This is a genomic window from Kitasatospora sp. NBC_00374 (genome assembly GCF_041434935.1).
Lineage (GTDB): Bacteria > Actinomycetota > Actinomycetes > Streptomycetales > Streptomycetaceae > Kitasatospora.
In genome coordinates this window covers 3,143,356-3,168,333 of the sequence record NZ_CP107964.1, presented here as the reverse complement: position 1 = coordinate 3,168,333, position 24,978 = coordinate 3,143,356, and the positions used below count along the sequence as shown (strand labels likewise).

Here is a 24,978-nt window from a genome sequence, read left to right as displayed (position 1 = left end):
AAGTCTGCTGGTCAGGCTCTCGGAGGGGCACCCGTTCAGCGGCTCGGCGAAGGGCTGGGCGGGGGGCTCGCCGGGGCGTCGGCGGGGGCCGGCAGACCGGGCAGCGCGGACGGTGCGGCGCCCCAGTGCGCGGCCCGCAGCACGCTCTCCCGCAGGGCGCCGGCGGCCTGCAGCCGGACCGGGCCGGTGCCGGCGCCGACCACGTCGGCGTAGACGGTGGTCAGCTGGGTCTCGATGTGTGCGGCCAACTGCCCGGCGGTGGCCTGGTCCTTGACCGCGAAGGGCAGCCGGTAGCCGGCGGCCGCGGCGGTGGGCCCGGCGCCGCCGGCGCGGAGCAGCCGCTGCCAGGCGTCCCGTCGGGCCTGGTGCGCGAGGTAGTCGGCGCGGCCGTCCTCGCGCTGCCTGCCGACCGGCAGGTAGGCGCAGGCGACGCCGTAGCCGTAGACCGCCGCGTGCTCGGCGGCCAGCGCGGACTGGGCCCCGGTCGCGGCGGCCGACGGCAGCGGCGCGGGGGTACCGGACGAGGGGGCGGCGGAGGCGGAGCCGGACGGGGGTGCCGAGGGCGCGGGCGAGGCGGCGGCCGCGCCGACCGGTCCGGTGTCACCCAGCCGGGTGGCGTGCAGGGCGCCGGCGGCGGACACCGAGGCCAGCAGCCTGGCCAGGGCGGGGGAGGCGGCCTCCAGGTCGGCCAGCCGGTCCGTGGCGGTCTGGCGTTCGGCGGCGGCCAGTGCGGCGACCGTGCCGATCGCCGCACCGGGTGCGGCCCCGGGCGCGGAGGTGGGTGCGGAGGCGGGTGCGCTGCCGGACGCGCCGGACGGCGTGGCGGGGGTGGTCGGCAGACCCTGGGCGAGGGCGCTGCGGTGCTGGGCGACCTCCTCGCGCTGCTTGCGCAGCAGGTCCCCCTGGGCGGCCCCGGGCCCGGCGAGCACGCTGTCGTACCCGGCGAGCAGCGCGTCGGTGGCGGCCACCGCCCTGGTGCGCAGCGGCAGGTCCTGGTCCGGCCGGTGCTCGGCGCCGGGGCTGTCGCTCTCGTGCTCGTCGGTGCAGCCGCAGAGCAGCTGGACGCCGGTGAGCGCGCCGAGGAACAGGAATGTCCGCCGGGTGGGGGACAGCATCGTGGGGGCTCCCGTCCGCTCATGGGAGGTCCAGAGCCCCCCTGCTGCGTGAATCATTACCGGACCCTCACGAGTTCGAGCCCGGATGGACGCTATCCGTACACTGTGACCTTGCTCGCAGCGGGGTCCGCCAGGCGGCTCACGGTCAGGTCGGAATCGGCGTTTCGGGGGTTGGCCCGATAGGCTCTGCTCTCAGTTAGCACCTTCGACAACAGCAGACGCGCCCGAGGAGTCACCCGGATGAGCACCACCCAGACCGACCGGTTGCGCGCGCTGCTGGAGCCCCTGGCCGCCGAGGCCGGGCTGGACCTCGAAACCGTCGCCGTCACCCAGGCCGGCAGCCGCCGCCAGGTGCAGATCGACGTGGACGCCGACGGCGGCGTGGACCTCGACGCGATCGCGGAGTTCAGCCGTGCGGTGGGCCAGGTGCTCGACGACTCCGATCTGATGGGCGCCGCGCCCTACCTGCTCGAGGTCGGCTCCCCGGGTGCCGAGCGCCCGCTCGCCGAGCCCCGCCACTGGCGCCGGGCCGAGGGCCGGCTCGCCAAGGTGCACCTGACGGACGGCAAGGAGATCGTCGCGCGGGTGCTGGAGAGCGACGAGGACGGCGTGCTGGTCGAGGTGCAGCCGGTGAAGGGCCGCGGCCGTCCGAAGGAGCGCCGCCTGGCCTGGGCCGAGATCGACCGGGCGCGGGTCCAGGTCGAGTTCAACCGCAAGGACGACGAGCTGCTCGACGAGGCGGCCGATCTGGCCGACGACGCCGCAGACGACGACGAAGACTTCGTGGACGACGCCTCCGAGGGGGCGGACGAGGGTGCGGACCGGTAGTCACCGGAGAGACCGCACTGTGAATCTGATGAGTGAAGAGGAGGCGTAGCCGTGGACATCGACATGAGCGCCCTGCGTGGGCTGGTTACCGAGAAGGGCGTTCCGTTCGACCTGCTGGTCGAGTCGATCGAGTCGGCGCTTCTCATCGCGTACCACCGCACCGAGGGCTCCCGCCGCCGGGCGCGGGTCGAGCTGAACCGCAAGACCGGGCACGTGACCGTGTGGGCGCTGGAGGACCCGGCGGAGCTGGAGGAGGGTGTCGAGCCGAAGGAGTTCGACGACACCCCGAGCGGCTTCGGCCGGATCGCCGCCTCGACCGCCAAGCAGGTGATTCTGCAGCGTCTGCGCGACGCGGCGGACGACCAGACCTTCGGCGAGTACGCGGGCAAGGAGGGCGACATCGTCACCGGTGTCGTCCAGCAGGGCAACGACCCCAAGAACATCCTGGTCGACATCGGCAAGCTGGAGGCCATCCTGCCCCCGCAGGAGCAGGTCCCCGGTGAGGACTACCGGCACGGCACCCGGCTGAAGTGCTACGTGGTGGGCGTCCGCCGCGGTGTCCGCGGTCCGTCGGTGACGCTGTCGCGCACTCACCCCAGCCTGGTGAAGCGGCTGTTCGCGCTGGAGGTCCCGGAGATCGCCGACGGTTCGGTGGAGATCGCCGCGATCGCCCGCGAGGCCGGCCACCGCACCAAGATCGCCGTGTGGTCGCGCCGCGCGGGCCTGAACGCCAAGGGCGCCTGCATCGGCCCGATGGGCGGCCGGGTGCGCAACGTGATGGCCGAGCTGCACGGCGAGAAGATCGACATCGTGGACTGGTCGGAGGACCCGGCCGAGATGGTCGCGGCCGCGCTGTCCCCCGCACGGGTGACGAAGGTCGAGATCGTGGACCTCTCGCAGCGCTCCGCACGGGTGATCGTGCCGGACTACCAGCTGTCGCTGGCGATCGGCAAGGAGGGGCAGAACGCCCGCTTGGCCGCCCGCCTCACCGGCTGGCGGATCGACATCCGTCCGGACACCGAGGTGCCGGACGGCGAGGGCCGGGAATAGGGCTCCGCAGCGCGCGGTTCGCCAGTGCGTCGCCCGCCCTCGGTTGGCGGGGCGGCGTCATGTCCCTTCGGAGGGGTAGACTTGATTCTGTCTGGCCGGACGCATGTCCGAGCATGCCCGGAACGCACCTGCGTGGGCTGCCGCAAGCGAGCGGCCAAGCACGAGCTGTTGCGTGTCGTGGCGGTCGAGGGCGTGTGCGTCCCCGATCCGCGCGGCACACTGCCGGGCCGGGGTGCGCATCTGCATCCCGAGCCTGGCTGCCTCGACCTCGCGGTACGCCGCCGGGCGTTTCCCAGGGCCTTCCGGCTCAAGGAGACGCTCGACACCGACGCACTGCGGGCCTGTGTCGAGGACCGGGCGGGCGGTTCGCCGACGCCCTGAGGAGACAGATCACCCGTAACACGCACACAGCGCATGGCGGCGGCACGCCGTGCGTCACGTCAGGTACCTCGCGAGATGGAAGTAGGTCGAGATTGCGATGAGCACTCGATGAGTACGCGATGAGTACGCCCATGAAGTAGCGACAGTCCGGCGGACGACCACCCCGGACTCATAGACAGGAGTGAAGTGGCTAAGGTCCGGGTATATGAACTCGCCAAGGAGCTTGGCTTGGAGAGCAAGGCTGTGATGGCCAAGCTCACCGAGCTCGGTGAGTTCGTCCGTTCGGCGTCCTCGACGATCGAGGCGCCGGTCGTGCGCAAGTTGACTGATGCTCTGGGAGCGACGCCGCCGTCCGGTGGCGCGTCCGCCAAGCCTGGCCCGCGGAAGCCCGCGGCGCCCCAGCCCGCCGGCGGTTCCGCCGGTGCGGCCGCACCCCGCCCGGGTGCACCCACCCCCGGCCCGCGTCCCACCGTGACGCCGGGCCCCCGTCCGACCCCCGCAGCCGCCGCTCCGGCGCCGGCCGCACCCGTCAAGCCCGCAGGCGCGCCGGCCCCCGGCCCGCGCCCGGCTGCCCGTCCGGCTGCGCCGGCCCCGGCCGCCGCTGCGGCTCCCGCCGCCCCGGCCGCTCCGGCTGCCGAGTTCTCCTCCCCGGCTCCGGCCGGTGGCGAGGCTGCGGCTCCGGCGGCCCGTCCGGCCGCCGCGCGTCCGGCCAACCCCGCGGCCCGTCCGGGTCCGCGTCCGGCCGGTCCGCGTCCGGGCAACAACCCGTTCACGTCCAGCAACACCGGTATGGCCCGTCCCGGCGCTCCGCGCCCGGCCGGCCAGGGTGGCGGCGACCGTCCGCGTCCCGCGGGCGACCGTCCGGCCCGTCCGGGCCAGGGTGGCCCCGGCGGTGCTCCCGCCGGTGACCGTCCGCGTCCCGCCGGCGACCGTCCGGCCCGTCCGGGCCAGGGTGGTCCCGGTGACCGTCCGCGTCCCGCCGGCGACCGTCCGGCCCGTCCGGGTCAGGGTGGCCCCGGTGGCGCCCCGCGTCCCGCCGGCGACCGTCCGCGTCCGGACGGCATGCCCCGTCCGGCCGGCCCGCGTCCGGGTGCTCCCAGCCCGTCCGGCATGCCGCGCCCGAACCCGGGCATGATGCCGCAGCGTCCGGCCGGTCCCGGCCCGCGTCCGGGCCCGCGCCCGGGTGGCGGCCCCGGCGCCCGTCCCGGTGCGCCCGGTGGCGGCGGCGCCCGTCCCGGCTTCGCCGGTCGTCCGGCCGGCCCGGGCTCGCGCCCGGCCGGTGGCGGCGGCGGCTTCGGCGGCCCCCGTCCGGGTGGCGGCGGTGGCGGCGGCTTCGGTGGCGGCGGTGGCCGTCCCGGTGGCTTCGGCGGCCGTCCCGGCGGCCCGGGTGCCCGTGGTGGCACGCAGGGTGCCTTCGGCCGTGGCCCCGGTGGCCGTCCGGCCCGTGGTCGCAAGTCGAAGCGGGCGAAGCGCCAGGAGTACGAGGCCATGCAGGCCCCGTCCGTGGGCGGCGTGATGCTGCCGCGTGGCAACGGTTCCACCGTTCGCCTCTCCCGCGGTGCCTCGCTGACGGACTTCGCGGAGAAGATCAACGCCAACCCGGCGGCGCTCGTCTCGGTGATGTTCAACCTCGGTGAGATGGTGACCGCGACCCAGTCGGTCTCGGACGCCACCCTGGAGCTGCTCGCCGGCGAGATGGGCTTCGTCCTGGAGATCGTCAGCCGTGACGACGAGGACCGTGAGCTGCTGGAGTCGTTCGACATCGACTTCGGTGCCGACGAGGGCGACGAGGACATGCTGGCGGCCCGCCCGCCGGTCGTCACCGTCATGGGTCACGTCGACCACGGTAAGACCCGCCTGCTGGACGCCATCCGCAAGACCAACGTGGTGGCCGGCGAGGCCGGCGGCATCACCCAGCACATCGGTGCCTACCAGGTCACGGCGACGGTGAACGGCGAAGACCGTCCGATCACCTTCCTCGACACCCCGGGTCACGAGGCGTTCTCCGCCATGCGTGCCCGTGGTGCCAAGTCCACCGACATCGCGATCCTGGTGGTCGCGGCCAACGACGGTGTCATGCCGCAGACGGTCGAGGCGCTCAACCACGCCAAGGCCGCCGGTGTCCCGATCGTGGTCGCGGTCAACAAGATCGACGTCGAGGGTGCCGACCCGACCAAGGTCCGCGGTCAGCTGACGGAGTTCGGCCTGGTGGCCGAGGAGTACGGCGGCGACACCATGTTCGTCGACATCTCCGCGCGCCAGGGTCTGAACATCGACCAGCTGCTGGAGGCGGTCGTCCTGACCGCCGACGCCTCGCTCGACCTGCGGGCCAACCCGGAGCAGGACGCGCAGGGTATTGCGATCGAGGCCCACCTCGACAAGGGCCGCGGCGCCATGGCGACGCTGCTCATCCAGCGCGGTACCCTCCGCGTCGGTGACTCGATCGTGGTCGGCGACGCCTACGGCCGCGTCCGCGCCATGCTCGACGAGAACGGCAACAGCCTCGCCGAGGCGGGCCCGTCCCGTCCGGTGCTGCTGCTCGGTCTCACCTCGGTGCCCCGCGCCGGCGACAGCTTCATCGTCGTCGACGAGGACCGCACGGCCCGCCAGATCGCCGAGAAGCGTGCCGCTCGCGACCGCAACGCGTCCTTCGCGCAGCGTCGTGTCCGGGTCTCGCTCGAAGGCTTCGAGGCGGCCCTGGCGGCCGGCAGCATCGAGAAGCTCAACCTCATCATCAAGGGTGACGTCTCCGGTTCGGTCGAGGCCCTCGAGGACGCTCTCGTCAAGCTGGACGTGGGCGAGGAGGTCGAGCTCCGGATCCTGCACCGCGGTGTGGGTGCCATCACCGAGTCCGACGTGGACCTGGCGATGGGCTCGGACGCCATCATCATCGGCTTCAACGTGCGCGCCGAGGGGCGTGCCCGTACCGCGGCCGAGCGCGAAGGCGTCGACATCCGGTACTACTCGGTCATCTACCAGGCGATCGAGGAGATCGAGGCGGCCCTCAAGGGCATGCTCAAGCCGGAGTACGAGGAGGTGCGCCTCGGCTCTGCGGAGATCCGCGAGGTGTTCCGTTCCTCCAAGTTCGGCAACATCGCCGGTGTGCTCGTCCGCGAGGGCATCATCCGACGCAACACCAAGGCCCGCCTGCTGCGCGACGGCAAGGTCGTGGCGGAGAACCTCAACATCGAGGGTCTGCGCCGCTTCAAGGACGACGCGACCGAGGTCCGCGAGGGCTTCGAGGCCGGTGTGACCCTCGGGTCGTTCAACGACATCAAGGTCGAGGACGTCATCGAGACCTACGAGATGCGCGAGAAGCCGCGCTCGTAAGCGGTGGAATCCGGGGCCGGTCGACGGGAGTGAATTCCCGTCGACCGGCCCCGGTCTCGCTGTGTAGGGTCCACGTACGTCCGCCCTTTCCGGGCGGTCCCTACGAGGCCTTCAGGTCGGCGAGACCTGCCTTATATGTTCGTGGGAACACTCACCTTCGACCTGCTCCTCGGCGACGTCCACTCGCTCAAGGAGAAGCGTTCGATCGTGCGGCCCATCGTGGCCGAACTGCAGCGCAAGTACAGCGTGTGCGCTGCGGAGACCGGGAACCAGGAGCTGCACCGCAGGGCCGAGATCGGCCTCGCGGTGGTGTCCGGCGAAGCCGGGTACGTGACCGAGATCCTGGACAGCTGTGAGCGGCTCGTCGCCGGCCGCCCCGAAGTGCAACTGCTCTCCGCCCGGAGGCGGTTCCACAACGACGACGATGACTGAGAGCGGCGACGGTGGTGCCCAGGCACCACCGTCACAGAGCCGAGGACCGAGAGCGCCCACAAGGCTGGGCGCGGGCGGGTACTTTGGGGCATGGGCCCCACCGGGCGAGCGTTGTCCCGGGTACCGAGCCCACCGCACGAGGAGGCAACGTGACCGACACCGCAAGGGCGCGCAAGCTCGCAGACCGCATCCAGGTGGTCGTGGCCGAGACCCTGCAGCGCCGGATCAAGGACCCGCGGCTGGGCTACGTGACCATCACGGACGCCCGGGTCACCGGGGACCTGCGCGAGGCCACCGTCTTCTACACCGTCTACGGTGACGAGACCGAGCGGCTGGCCAGTGCCGCGGCGCTGGAGAGCGCCAAGGGCGTGCTGCGTTCCGAGGTCGGCAGGCAGACCGGGGTGCGTTTCACCCCGACGCTGACCTTCGTGGCCGACGCACTGCCCGACAACGCCAAGAACATCGACGACCTGCTCGACCGGGCCCGGCAGTCCGACGCGGCGGTCCGCACCGTCGCCGCCGGCGCCACGTACGCCGGGGAGGCCGACCCCTACCGGGTGCCGGGCTCCGAGCGCGACGACGCGGACGAGGACGAGTAGTCATGGCGGGCGAGCCGGCACCGGCCGGCACCACCACGGGGGCGGCCTCCACCAGCACGGTGGAGGGCGCCCTCGCGGTGCTTCCGGGCCCGCGGGCCGAGGCGCCGGGCCTGGAGCACGAGTGGCAGCGCGCCGTCGCGGCGATCGGCCGTGCACCGGTGATCGACCTGATCTGCCACATCAACCCGGACGGCGACGCCCTCGGCTCCGCCCTCGCGGCCGGCCTGGCGCTGCGCTCGCTCGGCCACCGGGTGCGGGTCTCGTTCGGCGACGACCCGCAGGTCGTCCCCGAGTCGCTGTCCTTCCTGCCCGGCCAGGACCTCCTCGTGCCCGCGTCCGAGGTGCCCGACGAGCCGGAGCTGGTGGTCTGCTTCGACGTGGCCGCCGAGAGCCGGCTCGGGCTGCTGCACGCCAAGGCCTTCGCCGCGCCCGTCCTGGTGGTCATCGACCACCACGCCTCCAACCCCGGCTTCGGCACCCACCGGCTGATCGACCCGACCGCCCCCGCCACCGCCGTCCTGGTCGACGAACTGCTGCGCCGCCTCGGCGTCCCGCTCGACCAGCAGCTGGCCACCTGCCTCTACACCGGCGTCGCCACCGACACCGGCTCCTTCCGGTACGCCGCCACCACCCCCGCCACGCACGAGCTGGCCGGGCGGCTGCTGGCCACCGGCATCCGGCACGACGAGATCTCCCGGCAGCTCTGGGACACCTCCTCCTTCGGGTACCTCAAGGTGCTCGCCGCCGCCCTGGACCGGGCCCGCTACGAGCCCGAGCAGGCCGGCGGCCGCGGACTGGTGTGGACCTGGGTCCCGTACCAGGACCTGGTGCTGTACGGCGTCACCGTCGAGGAGCTGGAGGGCCTGATCGACGTGCTGCGGCGCCCGGCCGAGGCCGAGGTCGCCCTGGTCCTCAAGCAGGACCCGGACGGCACCCTGCGCGGCTCCAGCCGCTCCCGGGGCACCGTCGACGTCGCCGCGGTCTGCGCCGAGCTGGGCGGCGGCGGGCACGTGTACGCCGCCGGGTTCGCCGCCCGCGAGGACGTGGTGGCCACGATGGCCCGCTTCCGGGCCGCGCTGGACCGCCGGTCGTAGGCCCTGGCCGCACGCCTCGGCCGGTCCGACCCGGCCACCGACCGGGCCGGACCGGCCACCCATCCGTCACCCGCACAGAAAAGAACCGATGAAGCGCAAGGGAACCGGCCCGGACGGCCTGGTCATCGTCGACAAGCCGGAGGGCATCACCTCGCACGGGGTGGTCGCCAAGCTCAGGTGGCTGGCCGGTACCAGGAAGGTCGGCCACGCCGGCACCCTGGACCCGATGGCCACCGGCGTGCTGGTGATCGGGGTGGAGCGGGCCACCCGGCTGCTCGGGCACCTGATGCTCACCGCCAAGACCTACGAGGCCACCGTCCGGCTCGGCCAGACGACCGTGACCGACGACCGGGAGGGCGAGGTCACCGCCTCCTCCTCGGCCGAGGGCGTGACCCGGGAAGCGATCGACGCGGGCGTCGCGAAGCTCACCGGCGAGATCATGCAGGTACCGTCCAAGGTCAGCGCGATCAAGATCGACGGCAAGCGTTCCTACACCCGGGTCCGCGAGGGCGAGGACTTCGACATCCCGGCCCGGCCGACCACCGTGCACTCCTTCACCGTGCACGACCGCCGCGCGACGGTGGCCGAGGACGGCACCCCCGTGATCGACCTGGACGTCACCGTGGAGTGCTCCTCCGGCACCTACATCCGGGCGCTCGCCCGCGACCTGGGCGAGGACCTCGGGGTCGGCGGCCACCTCACCGCGCTGCGCCGGACCAAGGTCGGCCCGTACGGGGTGGAGTCGGCGCGCACGCTGGAGCAGCTGGAGGAGAAGCTGGAGGTACTGCCGATCGCCGAGGCGGCCGCCGCGGCCTTCCCGCGCTGGGACATCGACGCCGACCAGGCCCGGCTGCTGTCCAACGGGATGAAGCTCACGGCTCCCGGGCTGGGCGTGGACGGCCCGATCGCGGTCTTCGACCCGGACGGGCGCTTCCTGGCCCTGGTCGAGGAGAAGGGCGGCGCCGCCCGTCCGGTCGCCGTCTTCGTCGGCTGAGCCTGGCGTCGCTCCGAGCGGCCGTCGCCCGATCCCGGGCGGCGGCCGTTCGCGTGTGCGGTGGTCGCCCGGGTGCGCGGGGACCGTGCGCGGGCGGGCGGTCGTTCGGGGAAGCGGGCCGTTCGGGTGCGGTGGGGCCGCTGCCGCCGGGATTCACCCCCACGAGGGAGCGCGCGAGGCGAACCGCCGTGGTGAACGGCGTGGGCGCGGTGGCGCGGCCGCCGGGCCGGGCAGGCTCCCCGCGGCGAGTACGGCAGCCGTGCCGGGCCCAGTCCGGCGCCCGGCCGGCCCGGCGCGGGAGGCGGGGCGGATGTCCGGGAGGCATACGGGTGCGGCGGCGGACCCGGCGCAGGCACTGCTGCTGGTCCGTGACCTGGACGGCGCCCTGCGCGGCCTCGGGTTCGTCGCGGACCGGCAGGGCACCGTGGTCACCGCGCACGAGACGGTGGCGGGCCTGGACCGGGTGGTCCTGCACACGCCCGGCGGGCAGAGCCGGGTGATCGGCGCCGAGAGCATCGAGCCGCTGCCCGGACACGGCCTGGCCCTGCTGCGGACCGAGGCCGTGGGCGGACTGCCCTGCCCCGCGCTGCCGATCGGGCGGTGCACGGGGGAGCCGGCGGTCCTGCTGGTGCGGGACGGCGAGCCGGCGGTCGTTCCCGGCGGTGTGCTGGGCCGGGCCGCCGCGGTCTATCCGTGGCAGGATCTCCTCCTCCCGGTCGACGGCGTCCTGCTGCTCCAACCCGCCTTTCCCGGAGTCGGGTCGGAGGCCGGGGCGCCGGTGGTGGACGCCGAGACCGGTGCGGTGCTGGCCGTCCTCGCCCCCGCCCTGCGGACCAGCCGCGAGGGAGTCCTGCCGGCCGCCCCGCTCCGTCAGGACACCGCTGCCGACGGCTCCCTGGCCCGGCTGCTGGAACGCAACGCCGCCGAGGTACCGGCCTTCGGGCCGGCGCTCAACCTGGCCGGGGTGCTGCAGCTGGTCTCCGTCCAGCTGGGCACGGCGACCGCGGGGCCGGGCCGGATCGCGGACCTGGCCGCGGACCGGGTCGACCGCTCGGACGGCGTCTGCGGACAGGAGTTGCAGCCGGTTGTCACCGCGCTGCTCGGCACTCCCGGCAGCGGCCGGACCACCGAGTGCGCCGCGCTGACCGTCCGGCGGGCCGGCGGCGCCCGCCCGCTGCCCACCCTGTGGCTGCGCGGAGCCGATCTGGACCCGGCGGACGGCTCGCTGGCCGACCCGGTCGGACGCGCCCTCGCCCGGGCCGCCGCGCTGCTCGGCGTCCCCGCCCCGGAGCCCGCCGAAGCAGCCGGCCTCGCCCGCGCGGCGGGCCGCCCCCTGCTGGTGGTTCTGGACGCCCCGGAGGAGTCCCCGGCGGTGCCCGAGCCGGCCTGGCTCCGGGCGAGCACCCACTGGCTGGACACCACCGGCGCCCGGCTGCTCGTCGCGGCCCGCCCGGACGGCTGGGACCGGCTGACGGCCTGGCACCCCGGCGCCCGGGTGCACCGCCTCGGCCCGCTGCCGCCCGACGCCGCCGCCCGGGCCGCCCGCCGGTACGGGCTGCCGCCCGACTGGCTGGGCCCGGCCGACGCGGCCCACCCGCTGGCCGTCCGCCTGGCGGGCGAGCTCCACACGGCCGGCCTGGCCGGACCGGTGCCCGGACGTGCCGAGCTGTTCGCCGCCCATCTCGACCTGGTCTGCCTGCGGGTGGCCCGACGGCTCGCCGCGGCGGCCGGCCCCCGCCGCCCCGGCGCGCACCGGCGGGGCGCCCCGCCCCCCGCGGGGGAGGATCCGGGGCGGACCAGGAGGCTGGCCGCGGCGGTGGCCGGCCGGGTCCACGAGGCAGCCCGGCTGATGCTCGGCGCCGGCAGCGGCGCCCTGGCCGCGGAGGAGTTCCGCCGGCTCTTCCCGGAGGCCGGCGGCTGGGCCTCGGCCGTGCTCGACGAGGCACTGTTCGTTCCGGCCGGAGCGGGCTTCCGAACCGCGTACGAGGAGTCCGCGGACTGGCTGCAGAGCCTGCACCTGGACCTCGACGGGGCGCTGCGGCTGCTGCTGGCGCAGGGGGAACCGGCCGCCGACCCCGCCGGTGCCGAGGTCGCCGGGCCGCACCGGGTGCCGCGGCACCGGGTGGGCCCGGTGGTGGCCGCGCTGAGGCAGTCGGTGCGCCCGCCCGGCGCGGGTGCGGCCCACGCGCGGCTGCACCGCCTGCGGCTGGCCCTGGAGTCCGCCGAGCCGGGCAGCGAGACCGACTGGTGGGCCGGGCGGCTGCTGGCGGCCGTCCTGCCGTCCTGTCCCGAACCGTCCGAGCACCGGGCGCTGCTGGAACTGCTCGCCGACCGGGCCGGCCGGGACGGCCGGTTCGGTCCGGCCTTCTGGGCCGCGCTGCCGCTGGCACCGGCCGACCGGCTGCCGCTGCTGCGCCGCCTGGTGCGCGCGGACGGGCCCGGCCGGCCGTTCTGCGCGGTCGTAGCCGAACTGCTGACGGCCGCGCCACGCACGGTCGTCCCGCTGCTGTGCGCGTGGTTCGAGGACACCGAGCCGTGCGTCGCGGAGCTCGCCGAGGAGCTGCTGTTCGGCCACCGCAGGCTGGCCCTCGACGATCTGACGGAGGCCCTGGTGGCGGCCGCCCATCCGCGGGCCGACGCCCTGCTCGGCCGGCTGGCCGCCGAGGAGCCCTCCGCGCTCTGCCGCGCCGTCGACCGGTGGAGCCACGACCCGCGGCCGGAGCGCCACGTCGCCGCGGCGGTGCACGCGCTGCGCACCGCCCCGTACGCGACCGGGCCGGGGCGGCAGCTGCTGCGGTACACCGCGCACACCCTGCTGGCCCGGGAGGACGAACCGGCCCTGCACGGCGCCGCGCTGGCCCTGCTGGTCCGTGATCCCGCGACCAGGGCCGGGCAGCTGGCCGAGGCCCTGGCCGCGTACCGGGCCGACGACCCGTTCGTCACCGCCGAGGTGCTGGCACCGGCGCTGGCCGACCGGCCCGAACCCGTGCTGACGGCCTTTCGGGAGCGGCTGGCCGGGCCGGGCGGCCGACCGGGCGCGGCACTGCGGGTGCTGGCGGGGGCCGGGGACACGGCGGTGGCCCGGCAGGGCATGCTCCTGGTGGCCGGGCTGCTGCGGGAGCAGCCGGAACGGGCCGGGCTGCTCGCGGACTACCTGGACCGGCTGCTGGAGCTGGACCGGGACGTCCGGCCGCTGCTCGCTGAGGTGATCACCGCCCCGCCCGCGGCCCGCCGGGCGCTGGCCGTCCTGCTCACCGCGCCCGGCGATCCGCGCCGCGGGCGGCTGCTGGACACCCTGCTGGCGGCCGAACGCGACCCCGAGGTGCTCACGGCGGTGCTGGAGGGCGTGGTGGCGCGGGAGGCCGAGTACCGGCCGGGACGGCTGCGGGAGCTGGTCCGCCGGGTGGCGGCCCGGTGGCCGGGCGCGGACGCGCTGCTGGTGCGCTGTGCGGGCCGTTGTGCCGGGTTCGCGCTGGTCCTGGCCGAATGGCCGCCGGACGAGCCACCGCCCCCGGCCGGGCCGTTGCTGACCCGGATGCGGGCGCTGACGGCGGCCGGACGGGACCCGCAGTACGCCGCCGCCCGGGCGGAGCGCGGCCCGGGCGCACCGCCGCCGCGCGCAGCTGCCGTTCCGGTGCCGGAGCAGGGACGGGCGCATGGCACGCTATAGGGGATCAGGTTCGGGTGTTCGAGTGCGCCGGGTGTGCACGGCACGGTAACCACGGCATAGGAACAAGGAGCGGTCAGGGTGCAGCGCTGGCGTGGCCTGGAGGAGATCCCCGGGGACTGGGGGCGCAGCGTCGTCACCATCGGATCGTTCGACGGTGTGCACCGCGGCCATCAGCTGATCATCAACCGGGTGGTGGAGCGCGCCCGTGAGCTGGGCGCCAAGTCGGTCGTGGTGACGTTCGACCCGCACCCCAGCGAGGTGGTCCGGCCGGGCAGCCACCCGCCGCTGCTGGCGCCGCAGCCCCGCCGGGCGGAGCTGATCGAGGCCCTCGGGGTGGACGCGGTGCTGGTGCTGCCGTTCACCGTCGAGTTCTCCAAGGAGTCGCCGGAGTTCTTCGTCCAGCAGGTGCTGGTGGACGCGCTGCACGCGCGGCTGGTGGTCGAGGGCCCGAACTTCCGGTTCGGGCACCGGGCCGCGGGCAACGTGGAGCTGCTGGCCGAGCTGGGCCGGGCCGACGACTTCGAGGTCGAGGTGCTGGACCTGCAGGTGCGCGGCGCGGCCGGCGGCGGCGAGCCGTTCTCGTCGACGCTGGTCCGCCGGCTGGTCGCGGCCGGCGACCTGGTCGGGGTGGCCGAGGTGCTCGGCCGACCGCACCGGGTGGAGGGCGTGGTGGTCCGCGGAGCGCAGCGCGGCCGCGAACTGGGCTACCCGACCGCCAACGTCGACACCGTGCCGCACAGCGCCGTCCCGGCCGACGGGGTGTACGCGGGCTGGCTGACGGCGGACGGCGAGAGGATGCCGGCCGCGATCTCGGTGGGCACCAACCCGACCTTCGACGGCACCGCGCGCACCGTGGAGGCGTACGCCATCGACCGGGTCGGCCTGGACCTGTACGGGCTGCACGTCGCGGTGGACTTCCTCGCGTACCTGCGCGGGATGGAGAAGTTCGACTCCATCGACGCGCTGCTCGACCGGATGGCCGACGACGTGAAGCGCGCCCGGGAGCTGACCGAAGGGGGCTGACGGGCCGTCGCCTCCGCAACGGTTCGGCCCGCCGGGTGCTCCCGGCGGGCCGAACCGTGTCAGGCGCCGCTCACTGCTGCGGTGGCGGCGGGTAGCCGTACCCCGGCGGGGGCGGCTGATGGCCCTGCTCCTGCGGCGGCGGGTAACCGTAGCCCGGCTGGCCGCCCGGCTGCTGCTGCCCCTGCCCCTGCTGGAGCCACTCCTGCGGCGGCTGCTGGGCGCCCTGCGGGGGGAACTGCTGCTGCTCCTGCCCGTAGCCGGGCGGCGGGGCCTGGCCCGGCTGGGGGGCCCAGGGCGCGCCGGGCGCGGGGGCGCCGGGGTAGCCGCCCGGCTGTCCCTGCTGCGGGTACTGCTGCTGCGGGTACCCGTGCGGGGGCTGCTGCTGGGGGTAGCCCTGCTGCGGGTGGCCCTGCTGCGGGTACCCCTGGGCCTGCCAGCCGCCGCCCTGCTGGGCCCGGGCGATGTCCTCGCCGACCAGGGCGGCCAGCTCGAAGTAGGCGTCCCGGACCTTCGGCCGCATCATCTGCAGGTTGACCTCGGCACCGGCGGCCAGGCTCTCGTCGAAGGGCACCACCACGACGCCGCGGCAGCGGGTCTGGAAGTGCGCGACGATGTCCTCGACCTTGATCATCTTGCTGGTCTCGCGGACCCCAGAGACCACCGTGATGCTGCGCTGCACCAGGTCCGCGTAGCCGTGCGCGGAGAGCCAGTCCAGCGTGGTGGAGGCGCTGCTGGCGCCGTCCACGCTGGGCGTGGCGACCACGATCAGCTGGTCGGCCAGGTCGAGCACACCGCGCATCGCGCTGTACAGCAGACCTGTGCCCGAGTCCGTCAGGATGATCGGGTAGTGCTGGCCGAGGACCTCGATGACCTGCCGGTAGTCGGAGTCGTCGAAGGTGGTCGAGACGGCCGGGTCCACGTCGTTGGCGACGATCTCCAGGCCCGAGTTGAGGTCCTGCGAGGTGAACTGGCGCACGTCCATGTAGCTGCGCAGGTGCGGGATGGCCGTCACCAGGTCGCGGATGGTGGCACCGGTCTGACGCTTGATCCGGCGGCCGAGGGTGCCGGCGTCCGGGTTGGCGTCGATCGCGACCACCTTGTCCTGCCGCTCACTGGCCAGGGTGGCGCCGAGCGAGGTGGTGGTCGTGGTCTTGCCGACGCCGCCCTTGAGGCTGATCACCGCGATCCGGTAGCAGGTCATCACCGGCGTGCGGATCACCTCCAGCTTGCGCGCCCGGTCGGCCTGCGCCGACTTGCCGCCGAACTGGAACCGCGGCTGCTGCCGCTGCGCCTTCGGCTGGCCGCGCAGCAGCCGGTCCGAGGACAGCTCGACGGCGGCGGTGTAGCCGAGGGCCGCGCCGTGCGCGGTCGGCTGCTGGCCGCCACCCTGGAACGCGGCCGGGGCCTGCGGCATGCCCTGCTGCTGCGGGTACGCCTGCTGCTGGGGCTGCTGGGGCTGCTGGGGGTACGGGCCGGGCTGCGGCCAGCCGCCCTGGCGGGGATCCGCGACGGGCGGCGGGCCCGGGGGCATCCCCTGCTGCGGGGCCTGCGGGGCCTGCGGCGGCCACTGCTGCGGGGGCTGCTGCTGGGGCTGCTGGGGCTGCGGCACGTACTGCTGGACCGGCGGCGCCTGCTGGACCTGCGGCGGCTGGGGCGCCGGCTGGACGGGCGCCTGCTGGACGGTCTGCGGCGGCAGCGGCTGCTGTGGGGGCTGGGGCTGGGGCGGTACGGGTACGACCGGCGGCTCGGGCGCGGCCTGGACCTGGACCGGAGCGGCTTCGGCCGGCGCCTGCACGACGGGCGGCTGGGCGACGGGCGGCTGCGCGACGGGTGCCGGGGCGACCGGAGGCTGGGCGACGGGCGGCTGGGGAGCCTGCGGTTCCACCGGGGCGGCGGCCGGCGGCTCGGTGACGGGCGCCGCGGCGACCGAAGCCGGCGGGGGAGCGGGCGCCACAGGTGCCGGGGCGACGGGTGCCGGCACGGGCGCGGCCTGCTGGGGCGGCACCGCGACCGGCGGTGCCGGGGCGGCCGGGGCAGGGGCCGGGGCGGCCGGGGTCTGCGCAGGTGGTGCGCCGTCCGGGCTCTGTGTGTACCAGGACGGCGGCGTGTAGTCAGGGGCGTCGGACCAGTCGTCGTCGTCCTCCGCCGCGTTGTCGCCGACGTAGACGCCGTCCCGATCGCTGCTCACTTGGGCTCCCTCGTTTTCGCCGCCGCTGTGCGCGGTACCGTCGGCAACAAGACTAGGACGTGATTCGCGGTCACCTGAAGGCGGTGTCCCATCTCACGCCATGGTGGACGGCCCTGCGGCGGGGTGCGGCGACCGCCCAAGGAGTGAACGCCGCCGGCGTCCGCGCCGCCCCCCGTCCGGGGCAAGCGGTCGTGCCGGTCCGCCCCTCGGGGGGCGGACCGGCACGACCGGGCAGTGCTGTGGTCCGGATCAGTCCATCCGGCGCGGGCCGCCGAGCACCTGCGCCTCGGCCTCGCCCGGGTTGGTCATGACGTACTGACGGCGCATCCGGGTCGCCCAGAGCGTGATGTTGTCGCCGAGCGTGGGCAGCGCGGCGACCTCCGCCTCGCCGAGCGACAGCAGTCGGCCGACCAGGTCGGACTCCTGCGGGGAGATCCGCTGCAGGCCGACCAGATCCGCCGCGTTGAGCACCCGGGCGGCGTTCGGCCCGAGGTACGGCAGCAGCGTCAGGGTGGTCTGCCAGGGGGTCGCGGACAGCCGGCTGCGGGAGGGCCGGGCACCGAGGTCGCGGACCACCAGGACGGGTGAGGTCACCGAGGCGCCCTGCGCGCCGAGCCGGCCGACCTGGTGCACCGTCACGCAGGGCTGGCCGCCGCCGGCCGCCTGGGCCATCGGCGCCCAGGCCTGCGGGCGTCCGGTCTCGACGGCGACCCGGGCGCCGGTGGCGGCCGCCCGCAGGGCGATGACCTGCGCGGTCCACATGCCGCCGACCAGCACGACCTCGTAGGAGGACGGGCGGAACAGACCGATCACGGCGGGCTGCTGCTGCGGGTCGACGCCGATCAGGACGCCGTCGTCACCGACCGGGAAGGACAGTGCGCCCAGGTCCTCGGTGGTGAGCACGTGCTTCTCCCGGCTGGGGCCGCGCAGGCCGAAGCCGGGGCGGATCCGCGGCGGGCGGGGCTGGTCGGCGCCCGGCTGGGTGGCCTGGGCGGGGTGGTTCTGATAGGCCATCAGGAAGTCCCTCCCAGGGGCAGCGTGGCGAGCAGGCCCGGTGCCTGCTCCAGGTCGAGACGGGTCAGGCCGACCCCGGCGCTGTTCGCACGGGACTCGACCAGGCGGCCGACCTGGGCCACCTCGCTCTCACTGCGACCGGTCACCCGGACGTGTCCGCTGATCGCGACCGAGCCGCCCAGGCCGTGGCCGGCGGTCAGGCTGAAGGTGCTCGCCAGCGCGGGCGAGCCGGTGACCAGGTTGACCAGGTCGGGGGCGGAGATCCGCCCCGGCGCGCCGCCGGGGCGGCTGAGCTGCGGCCACTTGGAGATCCAGTAGGTGCTGTGCCAGCGGTCGTCGATCCGCCAGAACTTGCCGCTCTCCTGGGTGCGGCGGGCGCCGAGACCGCCGCCACCGGTGCCCTGGCGGCCGGCCACGGCCACCGGGTTGGCGCAGATCGAGATGGCCAGGGCGGCGATCAGCTCGCGCTCGTCCAGCACGGTGGCGGTGAAGCCGGCGCTGTTGAGCCGCCCGGCCAGCTGGTCGGTGACCCGCTGGAGGGCCTTGCGGGCGCCCTCCTCGCCGCCGCCGCGGGCCAGGACGGCCGAGGCCGCCTTCTCCGGGTCGAGCTTGAGGGCGACCCAGGTGAGCCGCAGGCCGGGCGTGGTGAGCCCGTCCGGCAGCTGGTGGTAGGCGCGGGAGGCCAGCGACTGCTCCGGCAGGTGCGGGGCCGGGGCGGGCTGGGTGTGCTGGACGAGCTGGACGGACTCCAGGCCGATGTCGTCCACCTGGAGGGCCGAGCAGATCACGTCGAGCGGCAGCGGCAGGGCGGCCCGGTTCGGGCGCAGCGGCTGGTCCTTGGCCTGCACCAGCAGGACGGAGGTCAGGAAGGTGCCGTCGCCGACCATGCCGGTCTCCCGGCGCATCGGGCGGCCGTCGCCGAGGTCGGTCTCGGTGGCGTGGGTGTACGTGCGCAGGGCCGGCTCGAGTTCGAGGGCCGGGGCCAGGGCCGGGTCGGTGCCGGGCGGGGGCACGTTGTACTGCGCCTCCCTGCGGCGGGACTTGAGGGCGAGGCGCACCCGCAGGCCCTCGGGCGCGGTCCGGCCGGACAGCGGCAGCAGGGCCACCACCGCGAGCAGGACGGCGGGCACGGCGAAGGCGCCGGCCATCGCGGGGCTGATCGTCCAGCCCACCGCGATCAGCGCCACGGCGACCTCCAGCAGCACGAGCTGCTGCAGTCGGAGCCGGCTGCTGAGCACCCCGGGCCGGGGGTGGATCTTCGGTGTGACCGCGGTGGTCGGTGCGGCCTGCGCCGGGCCGGACCGCCGGCTTCCCCGGCCGGTGCCACGACTACCCGACGTGCGGCCGTGCGATGTGCTGCGTCGCGCTGGAGCGGACTGGCTTGGCATCCCCCGAGAGGCCCTCTCTGATCAGATATCACGGCCCGGTTGGCCGGTCGGCGAAACGTACCCGTACCGTACTCACCGTCTGCTGCCGCATCGTAGAGGGTTGGCCGGGGCTCGCGCCCGCGGGGGGTGCCCCGGGCCGGGAACGGGGCCGGGGTGGCAGACTCACGCACTGCACACGCGCGCTGACGTACGCGCAGATGTCGGTCAGACAGGGGAGACGACAAGCATGGCATCACGCCGGGACGAGCTGAACGCCTACACCTTCGCACGCAAGCGGATGGTGGGCGCCTTCCTCCAGCCCAGTGGCGGCGGCAACGACGAGGACGCGCCGCGCCCGGTGCGGGCGGTGCTGCCGAGCTTCGTGGTGGCCGCGGTGGCGGTGGCCGGCTTCGGCATGTGGGGAGTGATCAAGCCGAGCGCGCCGCTGAACTGGGACAGCGGGAAGTACATCATCCAGGCCAAGCAGTCGACCACCCGGTACGTGGTGCTGAAGGACGCCAACGGCAAGGGCGTGCTCCACCAGGTGCTCAACATGTCCTCGGCCCGGCTGGTGCTGCCGGCCAACGCGACCGTGATGTCGGTCGCCGACGACGTGCTGGACAAGTACCCGCGGCACGGCGCGACCATCGGCATCCCCTACGCGCCGGACCGGCTGCCGAAGGCCGACGACGCGGGCAAGGCCAAGCTGTGGTCGGTCTGTGACCGGGTGGGGAACGCCTCCAACACCCAGGGGGCGATCAGCCAGGCGGTGTTCGTCGCGGCGGACAAGGACGCCGCGGCGCTGAGGGACCAGCGGATGCTGACCGAGGGCCAGGCGCTGTACGTCCAGGGGCCGACGGTGTCCGGGCAGCCGGGCGGCAAGTACCTGGTCGACTCCAACGGTGTGAAGCACGCGGTCGGCCCCAACGCCCAGGCCGGCGACCAGCTGGCGATGGAGTCGGCGCTCTTCGGCCGGGACACCAAGCCGCAGCAGGTCACGGCGGACTGGCTGCAGACCCTGGCGAACGGCAAGGCGATCCTCTTCCCGGAGATCCCCGACTACGACCCCGCCAAGTCGGTCCAGTCCACGCTGACTGACCTGACCCAGGCCGAGCGGCGGGTCGGCCGGGTACTGCAGTTCCAGGACAGCTACTTCGTGGTCGGTGTGAACGGGCTGTACTCGGTGACGGCCTTCCAGGCCGAGCTGATCCTCAACTTCCCGGCGCTGCAGACGGCGTACGACAGGAAGAAGCCGGTCCCGTACCAGCTCACCCCGGCCGAGAACGCCGCGCTGGCCCCCAAGGTCGACGCCGCCAGGATGAGGCCCAAGTCCGACATTCCGACGGTGAAGATCGAGAAGGCGGTCAACGCGGGGAACGGGAACGAGGACCGCGCGATCGTCTGCAGCACCTTCGAGGGCATCGAGAACAACGTCGTCAAGCAGAGCGTCTGGGCCGGCGTCAAGTACCCGGCCGACATCGACTCGGGATCGCTCAGCGCGCACGTGACGCCCGGTCACGGCCTGCTCTACCGCGCCGTCGACAGCCTCGGCCAGGACAGCTCCGGCAGTGACTTCCTGATCACCGAGACCGGTCTGCGCTACTCCCTGCCCAACAACAACGACGGCGTGGGCGCGAAGAACGGCGGGACCTCGGCCTCGCCTTCTCCCGCCCCGGCCCCGGCCCCGGCGGGGGAGTCCAAGGACGGCAACGAGTCCCAGGCACGCCTCGGGTACAAGGACGTGACCCTCACGGTGGTGCCGGTGGCCTGGTCGAAGCTGGTGCCGGCCGGGGGAGTGCTGAGCCGGGCCGCGGCCGAACAGGCCCAGAACGCGTGACAGTCCGTCATTCCGCTTTCGGATGCAGTGTCATGGTCTGGTAACTAACGGCCGCCCGGTGTTGGGTGCCTTGCGCGGGGCGGCTAAAGTGCTCTGGTGACATCACACCGTGGTGTCGACGGGTAGACCGTGCCAGGACTACCCGGACGAAGTCAGTCTCATGGGGGACGGTGGATCATGGCTGGTCAGTTCAAGACGACTGCTGAGGAGATGAGCGCGTTCGCCAACCGCATCGGTGAGGTGAACGCCCAGGTCCAGGGCGAGATCGGGCGGCTGAACTCGCTCGTCGACTCGATCGCCCAGGGCTGGCAGGGCGCGGCTGCGACCGCGTACCAGCAGATGCAGTCGCGGTTCAACGAGGACGCGAACGCGCTGAACAAGGTGCTCGACGAGATCAAGCAGGCGATCGAGGCCACCACGAAGGCCTACGCCGCGACCGAGCAGGACCAGCAGTCCTCGCTGACCGGAATCGGCGGCTGAGCCCTCTCGGGTTCGCACAGTCCGAAGCCGTGACCGTCGGCCCCGTGGTGTGGGCTGACGGTCCCATCGACAAGGAGACACCATGTCCGGGAACATTCTCGTCAATTTCTCGACCATCCAGGGCGCCAGCTCCGAGGTGCGCCAGACCGCCGCGCGCATCCAGTCGCAGCTGGACGACCTGAAGTCGGGCGTGCAGCGCATCGCCTCCAGCTGGGAAGGCGCGGCCCAGGAGGGCTACCAGGCCCGCCAGGCGCAGTGGGACGCCAAGGCCGCCGACCTGCAGCAGGTGCTCGGCCAGATCGCGACCGCGCTGGACAACGCGGCGCAGAGCTACCAGGCCACCGAGTCGAAGAACGCCAACATCTGGGCGGGCTGACACAGTGACGCGCCGCCCCGACGGGGCGGCGCATCGCTTGGTGGTGGGGCGGGCGCCCGGCTGGGCGCCCGCCCTTCGCGCGCCGCACGGGCGCGCGCGGCATCGTGGGGAACAGAGGGGTGGACAGGTGTCGTTGGGTACGTACCGCAGGCTGGCCGCAGCGTCCGTCGTGCTGGGGATGGTCGGCGCACTGGCCGCCACCCCGGCCTACGCGGAGCCGCCCGCCGCGGAGGCGGGCGGGGATGTGCACCGGTCGCCGATCTCGATAGCCGCCGCCGGCGAGTGCACGTTCCCGTCCCAGGACGTGGCGAGCACCCCCTGGGCCCTGCAGCGGGTGCTGCTGGGCGAGCTGTGGCAGGCCGGCAGGGGCGAGGGCGTCGCCGTTGGGGTCATCGACACCGGGGTCGACAACCGCAACCAACAGCTCGAGGGCAAGGTGACCGACGCGGGCTCGTCGCTGAAGGACCGCCAGACCCAGGCCGCGGTCGAGGGCACCGGCGTGACCGACAAGGTCGGCCACGGCACCAAGGTGGCGGGCATCATCGCCGCCCGGCCGCTGCCGGGCAGGACCGGCTTCGTGGGCATCGCCCCGGACGCGACGATCGTGACGATCCGGCAGAACGACGCCGAGGGCAACGGCGACGTCAAGTCGCTGATCGAGGCCGTCAACACCATGATCACCAGAGGCGTCAAGGTCATCAACATCTCGCAGGACGTCCGGGCGACCGGCGAGGGCGGCGACTTCGACCTCAAGGACGACCTGAAAGCCGTCCTGAAGAAGGCCGACGACCAGGGGATCGTCGTGGTCGCCTCCTCCGGAAACGACGGCCACGAGGGCGACACCTACCCTGCGGCCTTCGACACCGTCCTCGCGGTCGGCGCCTCGGACCGCAACAACGAGCGGGCCCCGTTCTCCCAGTACGGCGACTTCGTCGACGTGGTGGCCCCCGGGGTGGACATGCTGTCCACCGTGCCCGGCGGTGGCCAGTGCGTCGACAACGGCACCAGCTTCTCCACGCCGTACGTGGCGGGCCTGGCCGCGGTGCTGGTGGGCATGCACAAGGACTGGAAGCCCGCCCAGGTCCGGGCCCGGATCGAGGAGACCGCGCAGCGCACCGACCGGGGCCGGAACAAGTTCATCGGCTGGGGCGTGGTGGACCCGGTGAAGGCCGTCCAGGGCGGCGACGAGCAGGACGTCAAGCCGCGCGAGACGGCCAAGGTGCAGCTGGACGCCGTCCCGATCGTGGCCCAGCCGCTCGGCCTGGAGGAGACCCAGGCCGACCGCGACCAGCGGACCGGCACCTTCGTGCTGAGCGCGGGCGCGCTCGCGGTGGCGGGCCTGGTCGGCGGCTCGATCGTGCTGCGGGACTACCGTCGCCGCCGGCCCGGCACGGAGCTCTGAACGGGACGGCCCGCAACGGCCGGTGGCCCCGACCCCTCCTGGGGTCGGGGCCACCTGCCGTTGCGCGTCGAGCGGGTCAGACCTGCTGGTCCTCCGGCAGGGTGATCACCCAGCGGCTCTCCGGCCGGGGGCGGAGGTAGAACAGCCAGTAGAGGCTGGCCGCGGCCACGATGCCGCCGGTCCACTTGAGGAACCGCGGGTCCTGCAGGTACAGCACGTAGCACAGCACCAGGATCAGCAGGGCGGGGACGACCGGCCACAGCGGCATCCGCCAGGCGCTGGTGTGCTTGTGGTGCCCCCGGCGGCCGAGCAGCGCGGCGACGGCGACCAGCAGGTACATCGCCGTCACCGAGACGCCGGTGATGCCGTACAGGGTGTCCAGGTTGACGTAGCAGAGCACCGCACCGGGCACACCGACCACCAGGGTGGCGACCCAGGGCGAGCCGAACCGGCCGATGGTCGACAGCGCGCGGTTGACCGGCGCCGGCCAGGCCCGGTCGCGGGCCGAGGCGAACAGCACCCGGGAGTTCTGGATGACCATCACGATGCCGGCGTTGATGATCGCCAGGGCCACGCAGAGGCTGATGAAGGTGCCGACCGCGGAGTTGCTCCACAGGGTGATCAGCGCGCTGATGTCGCCCCCGCTCAGCGCCTCCATGCTGGGAGCGCCCATGGTGATCGCGGCGACCGGGACGAGGATGACGGCGCAGGACAGGCCCAGCGTCCACAGCACGGTGCGGGCGACGTTGCGGCGGGGGTTCTCCAGCTCCTCGGAGAGGTACACGGCGGTGCTGAAGCCCTGGGTGATGAAGAGCGCGATGGCGAGACCGGTGACGATCATGCTGATGGTGACGGCCTGGCTCGCTCCGCCCTCGGGGACCACCGTCCCGTGGAGCATCGACGACAGCCCGCGCTCACTGTGGCTGAAGCCGAGGACGGCCACCATGCCGGCCGCGATCACTTCGAGGACCAGGAAGATGCCGGTGATCCAGGCGTTCGCCCGCAGGTCGAGCAGGCCGGCCAGGGTGGCCAGCAGCATCACGGCGGCGCCGGCCAGCGGCTTGTCGATGTGCAGGACCGGCGCCAGGTAGTCGGCCGTCCCGAGCGCGATCACCGGCGGCACGATCATCGCCACCAGCAGGGACAGGATGAAGACCAGCCACCCGGTGAACCGGCCGGCCAGGCTGCCCACCATGGCGTACTCGCCGCCGGCGCTGGGGATCAGGGTGCCGAGCTCCGAGTAGCAGAAGGCCACCGCGACACAGAGCAGTGCGCCGATCCCGATGGTCAGCGCCGTGGCACTGCCCACGCTGCCGAAGAGGTCCGGCACGACCACGAAGAGGGTCGAGGCCGGTGTGACACAGGAGAGCGTCAGCAGGGTTCCACCCACGACGCCGATCGAACGGGTGAGCTTCTTCGGCGAACCCGCGTCGGCCGGGCCGGCCTCGGGGGCGGCGACGACCTGTGGGGGAAGCGTGTCGGTCATGGGAGGTCCGATCGACTGGGCGGGGGTGGGGGCGGGAGCGGTATCGCCTCCGAACGGCGTGGCCGGTGTCTTTTCCTGGTCGCTCCCGGTGCGCCATGGAACCGCGACGGGATCGGGCGCGTCAACGCCGATCGGCTTCGGAATCCGTTGCATCCTGCACCGTTCGGTACCGATTTCATGGTCCCGAGGGGCAATCTTCTGCTATGTCCGACTTGTTGACTCCCATGAACGACGCTTGAATCGAAGGTGAATTATCGAGATTGGCCGAGCAATCCAAGGCGATGTGGGGGTGTTCGGGCAGGTGATCCGATC

Annotated in this window: 19 protein-coding genes; 14 read left to right on the top strand and 5 right to left on the bottom strand. The window is 73.9% G+C overall.

Features of this window, described 5'->3' with window-relative positions:
• Positions 1–35 precede the first annotated feature (35 nt).
• Positions 36–1,115 carry a ferritin-like domain-containing protein gene (locus OG871_RS14155; RefSeq protein ID WP_371497115.1) on the bottom strand — a complete coding sequence of 360 codons (1,080 nt, stop codon included), beginning with the start codon at positions 1,113–1,115 and terminating at the stop codon, positions 36–38.
• A 240-nt stretch (positions 1,116–1,355) separates the two neighbouring features.
• Here OG871_RS14155 and rimP point away from each other — a divergent pair, with 240 nt between their 5' ends.
• The 10 genes from rimP (at position 1,356) to OG871_RS14105 (ending at position 14,516) form a co-directional block, all read left to right on the top strand.
• Positions 1,356–1,943, top strand: a complete 588-nt coding sequence (gene rimP, locus OG871_RS14150; protein ID WP_371497114.1) for a ribosome maturation factor RimP — start codon at positions 1,356–1,358, stop codon at positions 1,941–1,943.
• Between the two features lie 51 nt (positions 1,944–1,994).
• Positions 1,995–2,993: a transcription termination factor NusA gene (nusA, locus tag OG871_RS14145; protein ID WP_371497113.1), complete on the top strand. Its 999-nt coding sequence runs from the start codon at positions 1,995–1,997 to the stop codon at positions 2,991–2,993.
• Positions 2,994–3,080: 87 nt separating this feature from the next.
• Entirely contained in the window at positions 3,081–3,374 is a 294-nt protein-coding gene (locus OG871_RS14140; RefSeq protein ID WP_371503304.1) for a YlxR family protein, read from the top strand.
• Positions 3,375–3,560: 186 nt separating this feature from the next.
• A complete protein-coding gene (gene infB, locus OG871_RS14135) occupies positions 3,561–6,704 on the top strand; it encodes a translation initiation factor IF-2 (RefSeq protein ID WP_371497112.1) in 3,144 nt (1,047 codons plus the stop codon).
• A gap of 135 nt (positions 6,705–6,839) precedes the next feature.
• A complete protein-coding gene (locus tag OG871_RS14130) occupies positions 6,840–7,136 on the top strand; it encodes a DUF503 domain-containing protein (RefSeq protein WP_350642571.1) in 297 nt (98 codons plus the stop codon).
• 149 nt (positions 7,137–7,285) lie between these two features.
• Positions 7,286–7,735 carry a 30S ribosome-binding factor RbfA gene (rbfA, locus tag OG871_RS14125; protein WP_371497111.1) on the top strand — a complete coding sequence of 150 codons (450 nt, stop codon included), beginning with the start codon at positions 7,286–7,288 and terminating at the stop codon, positions 7,733–7,735.
• A gap of 2 nt (positions 7,736–7,737) precedes the next feature.
• Positions 7,738–8,829 carry a bifunctional oligoribonuclease/PAP phosphatase NrnA gene (locus tag OG871_RS14120; RefSeq protein ID WP_371497110.1) on the top strand — a complete coding sequence of 364 codons (1,092 nt, stop codon included), beginning with the start codon at positions 7,738–7,740 and terminating at the stop codon, positions 8,827–8,829.
• Between the two features lie 88 nt (positions 8,830–8,917).
• On the top strand, positions 8,918–9,823 hold the full coding sequence (gene truB / locus OG871_RS14115; protein ID WP_371497109.1) for a tRNA pseudouridine(55) synthase TruB: 906 nt from the start codon (positions 8,918–8,920) through the stop codon (positions 9,821–9,823).
• Between the two features lie 310 nt (positions 9,824–10,133).
• Complete coding sequence (locus OG871_RS14110; RefSeq protein ID WP_371497108.1) at positions 10,134–13,493, top strand: serine protease; 3,360 nt, start codon at positions 10,134–10,136, stop codon at positions 13,491–13,493.
• A gap of 78 nt (positions 13,494–13,571) precedes the next feature.
• Positions 13,572–14,516 (top strand): bifunctional riboflavin kinase/FAD synthetase, encoded by a 945-nt coding sequence (locus OG871_RS14105; RefSeq protein WP_371497106.1) that lies wholly within the window; start codon positions 13,572–13,574, stop codon positions 14,514–14,516.
• Positions 14,517–14,586: 70 nt separating this feature from the next.
• Here OG871_RS14105 and OG871_RS14100 read toward each other — a convergent pair whose 3' ends face one another.
• From OG871_RS14100 to eccE, 3 genes are all read right to left on the bottom strand, one after another.
• Positions 14,587–16,704 carry an AAA family ATPase gene (locus OG871_RS14100; protein WP_371497105.1) on the bottom strand — a complete coding sequence of 706 codons (2,118 nt, stop codon included), beginning with the start codon at positions 16,702–16,704 and terminating at the stop codon, positions 14,587–14,589.
• Between the two features lie 249 nt (positions 16,705–16,953).
• Complete coding sequence (locus OG871_RS14095; RefSeq protein ID WP_371497104.1) at positions 16,954–17,718, bottom strand: hypothetical protein; 765 nt, start codon at positions 17,716–17,718, stop codon at positions 16,954–16,956.
• The gene (gene eccE / locus OG871_RS14090) at positions 17,718–18,956 is read right to left on the bottom strand and encodes a type VII secretion protein EccE (RefSeq protein WP_371497102.1); all 1,239 of its coding nucleotides are present in this window, start codon (positions 18,954–18,956) and stop codon (positions 17,718–17,720) included. The genes OG871_RS14095 and eccE overlap by 1 nt, the downstream gene beginning before the upstream one ends.
• Positions 18,957–19,332: 376 nt before the next feature.
• On the opposite strand from eccE, the gene eccB reads away from it, so the two are divergent.
• The 4 genes from eccB (at position 19,333) to mycP (ending at position 23,180) form a co-directional block, all read left to right on the top strand.
• On the top strand, positions 19,333–20,922 hold the full coding sequence (gene eccB / locus OG871_RS14085; protein ID WP_371497101.1) for a type VII secretion protein EccB: 1,590 nt from the start codon (positions 19,333–19,335) through the stop codon (positions 20,920–20,922).
• 177 nt (positions 20,923–21,099) lie between these two features.
• On the top strand, positions 21,100–21,402 hold the full coding sequence (locus OG871_RS14080) for a WXG100 family type VII secretion target (RefSeq protein ID WP_371497099.1): 303 nt from the start codon (positions 21,100–21,102) through the stop codon (positions 21,400–21,402).
• A gap of 82 nt (positions 21,403–21,484) precedes the next feature.
• Positions 21,485–21,778 carry a WXG100 family type VII secretion target gene (locus OG871_RS14075; RefSeq protein ID WP_371497098.1) on the top strand — a complete coding sequence of 98 codons (294 nt, stop codon included), beginning with the start codon at positions 21,485–21,487 and terminating at the stop codon, positions 21,776–21,778.
• A 127-nt stretch (positions 21,779–21,905) separates the two neighbouring features.
• Complete coding sequence (mycP, locus tag OG871_RS14070; protein WP_371497097.1) at positions 21,906–23,180, top strand: type VII secretion-associated serine protease mycosin; 1,275 nt, start codon at positions 21,906–21,908, stop codon at positions 23,178–23,180.
• A gap of 76 nt (positions 23,181–23,256) precedes the next feature.
• Here mycP and OG871_RS14065 read toward each other — a convergent pair whose 3' ends face one another.
• Positions 23,257–24,666, bottom strand: coding sequence for an APC family permease (locus OG871_RS14065; RefSeq protein ID WP_371497096.1), 1,410 nt, complete (start codon positions 24,664–24,666; stop codon positions 23,257–23,259).
• Between the last annotated feature and the right edge of the window lie 312 nt (positions 24,667–24,978).

Bases quoted from the DNA above. Each gene is read 5' to 3' on its own strand.
- OG871_RS14155 (WP_371497115.1), bottom strand. From the start codon at position 1,115: ATGCTGTCCCCCACCCGGCGGACATTCCTGTTCCTCGGCGCGCTCACC.
- rimP (WP_371497114.1), top strand. From the start codon at position 1,356: ATGAGCACCACCCAGACCGACCGGTTGCGCGCGCTGCTGGAGCCCCTG.
- OG871_RS14130 (WP_350642571.1), top strand. From the start codon at position 6,840: ATGTTCGTGGGAACACTCACCTTCGACCTGCTCCTCGGCGACGTCCAC.
- OG871_RS14120 (WP_371497110.1), top strand. From the start codon at position 7,738: ATGGCGGGCGAGCCGGCACCGGCCGGCACCACCACGGGGGCGGCCTCC.
- truB (WP_371497109.1), top strand. From the start codon at position 8,918: ATGAAGCGCAAGGGAACCGGCCCGGACGGCCTGGTCATCGTCGACAAG.
- OG871_RS14110 (WP_371497108.1), top strand. From the start codon at position 10,134: ATGTCCGGGAGGCATACGGGTGCGGCGGCGGACCCGGCGCAGGCACTG.
- OG871_RS14095 (WP_371497104.1), bottom strand. From the start codon at position 17,718: ATGGCCTATCAGAACCACCCCGCCCAGGCCACCCAGCCGGGCGCCGAC.
- eccB (WP_371497101.1), top strand. From the start codon at position 19,333: ATGGCATCACGCCGGGACGAGCTGAACGCCTACACCTTCGCACGCAAG.
- OG871_RS14080 (WP_371497099.1), top strand. From the start codon at position 21,100: ATGGCTGGTCAGTTCAAGACGACTGCTGAGGAGATGAGCGCGTTCGCC.
- OG871_RS14075 (WP_371497098.1), top strand. From the start codon at position 21,485: ATGTCCGGGAACATTCTCGTCAATTTCTCGACCATCCAGGGCGCCAGC.
- OG871_RS14065 (WP_371497096.1), bottom strand. From the start codon at position 24,666: ATGACCGACACGCTTCCCCCACAGGTCGTCGCCGCCCCCGAGGCCGGC.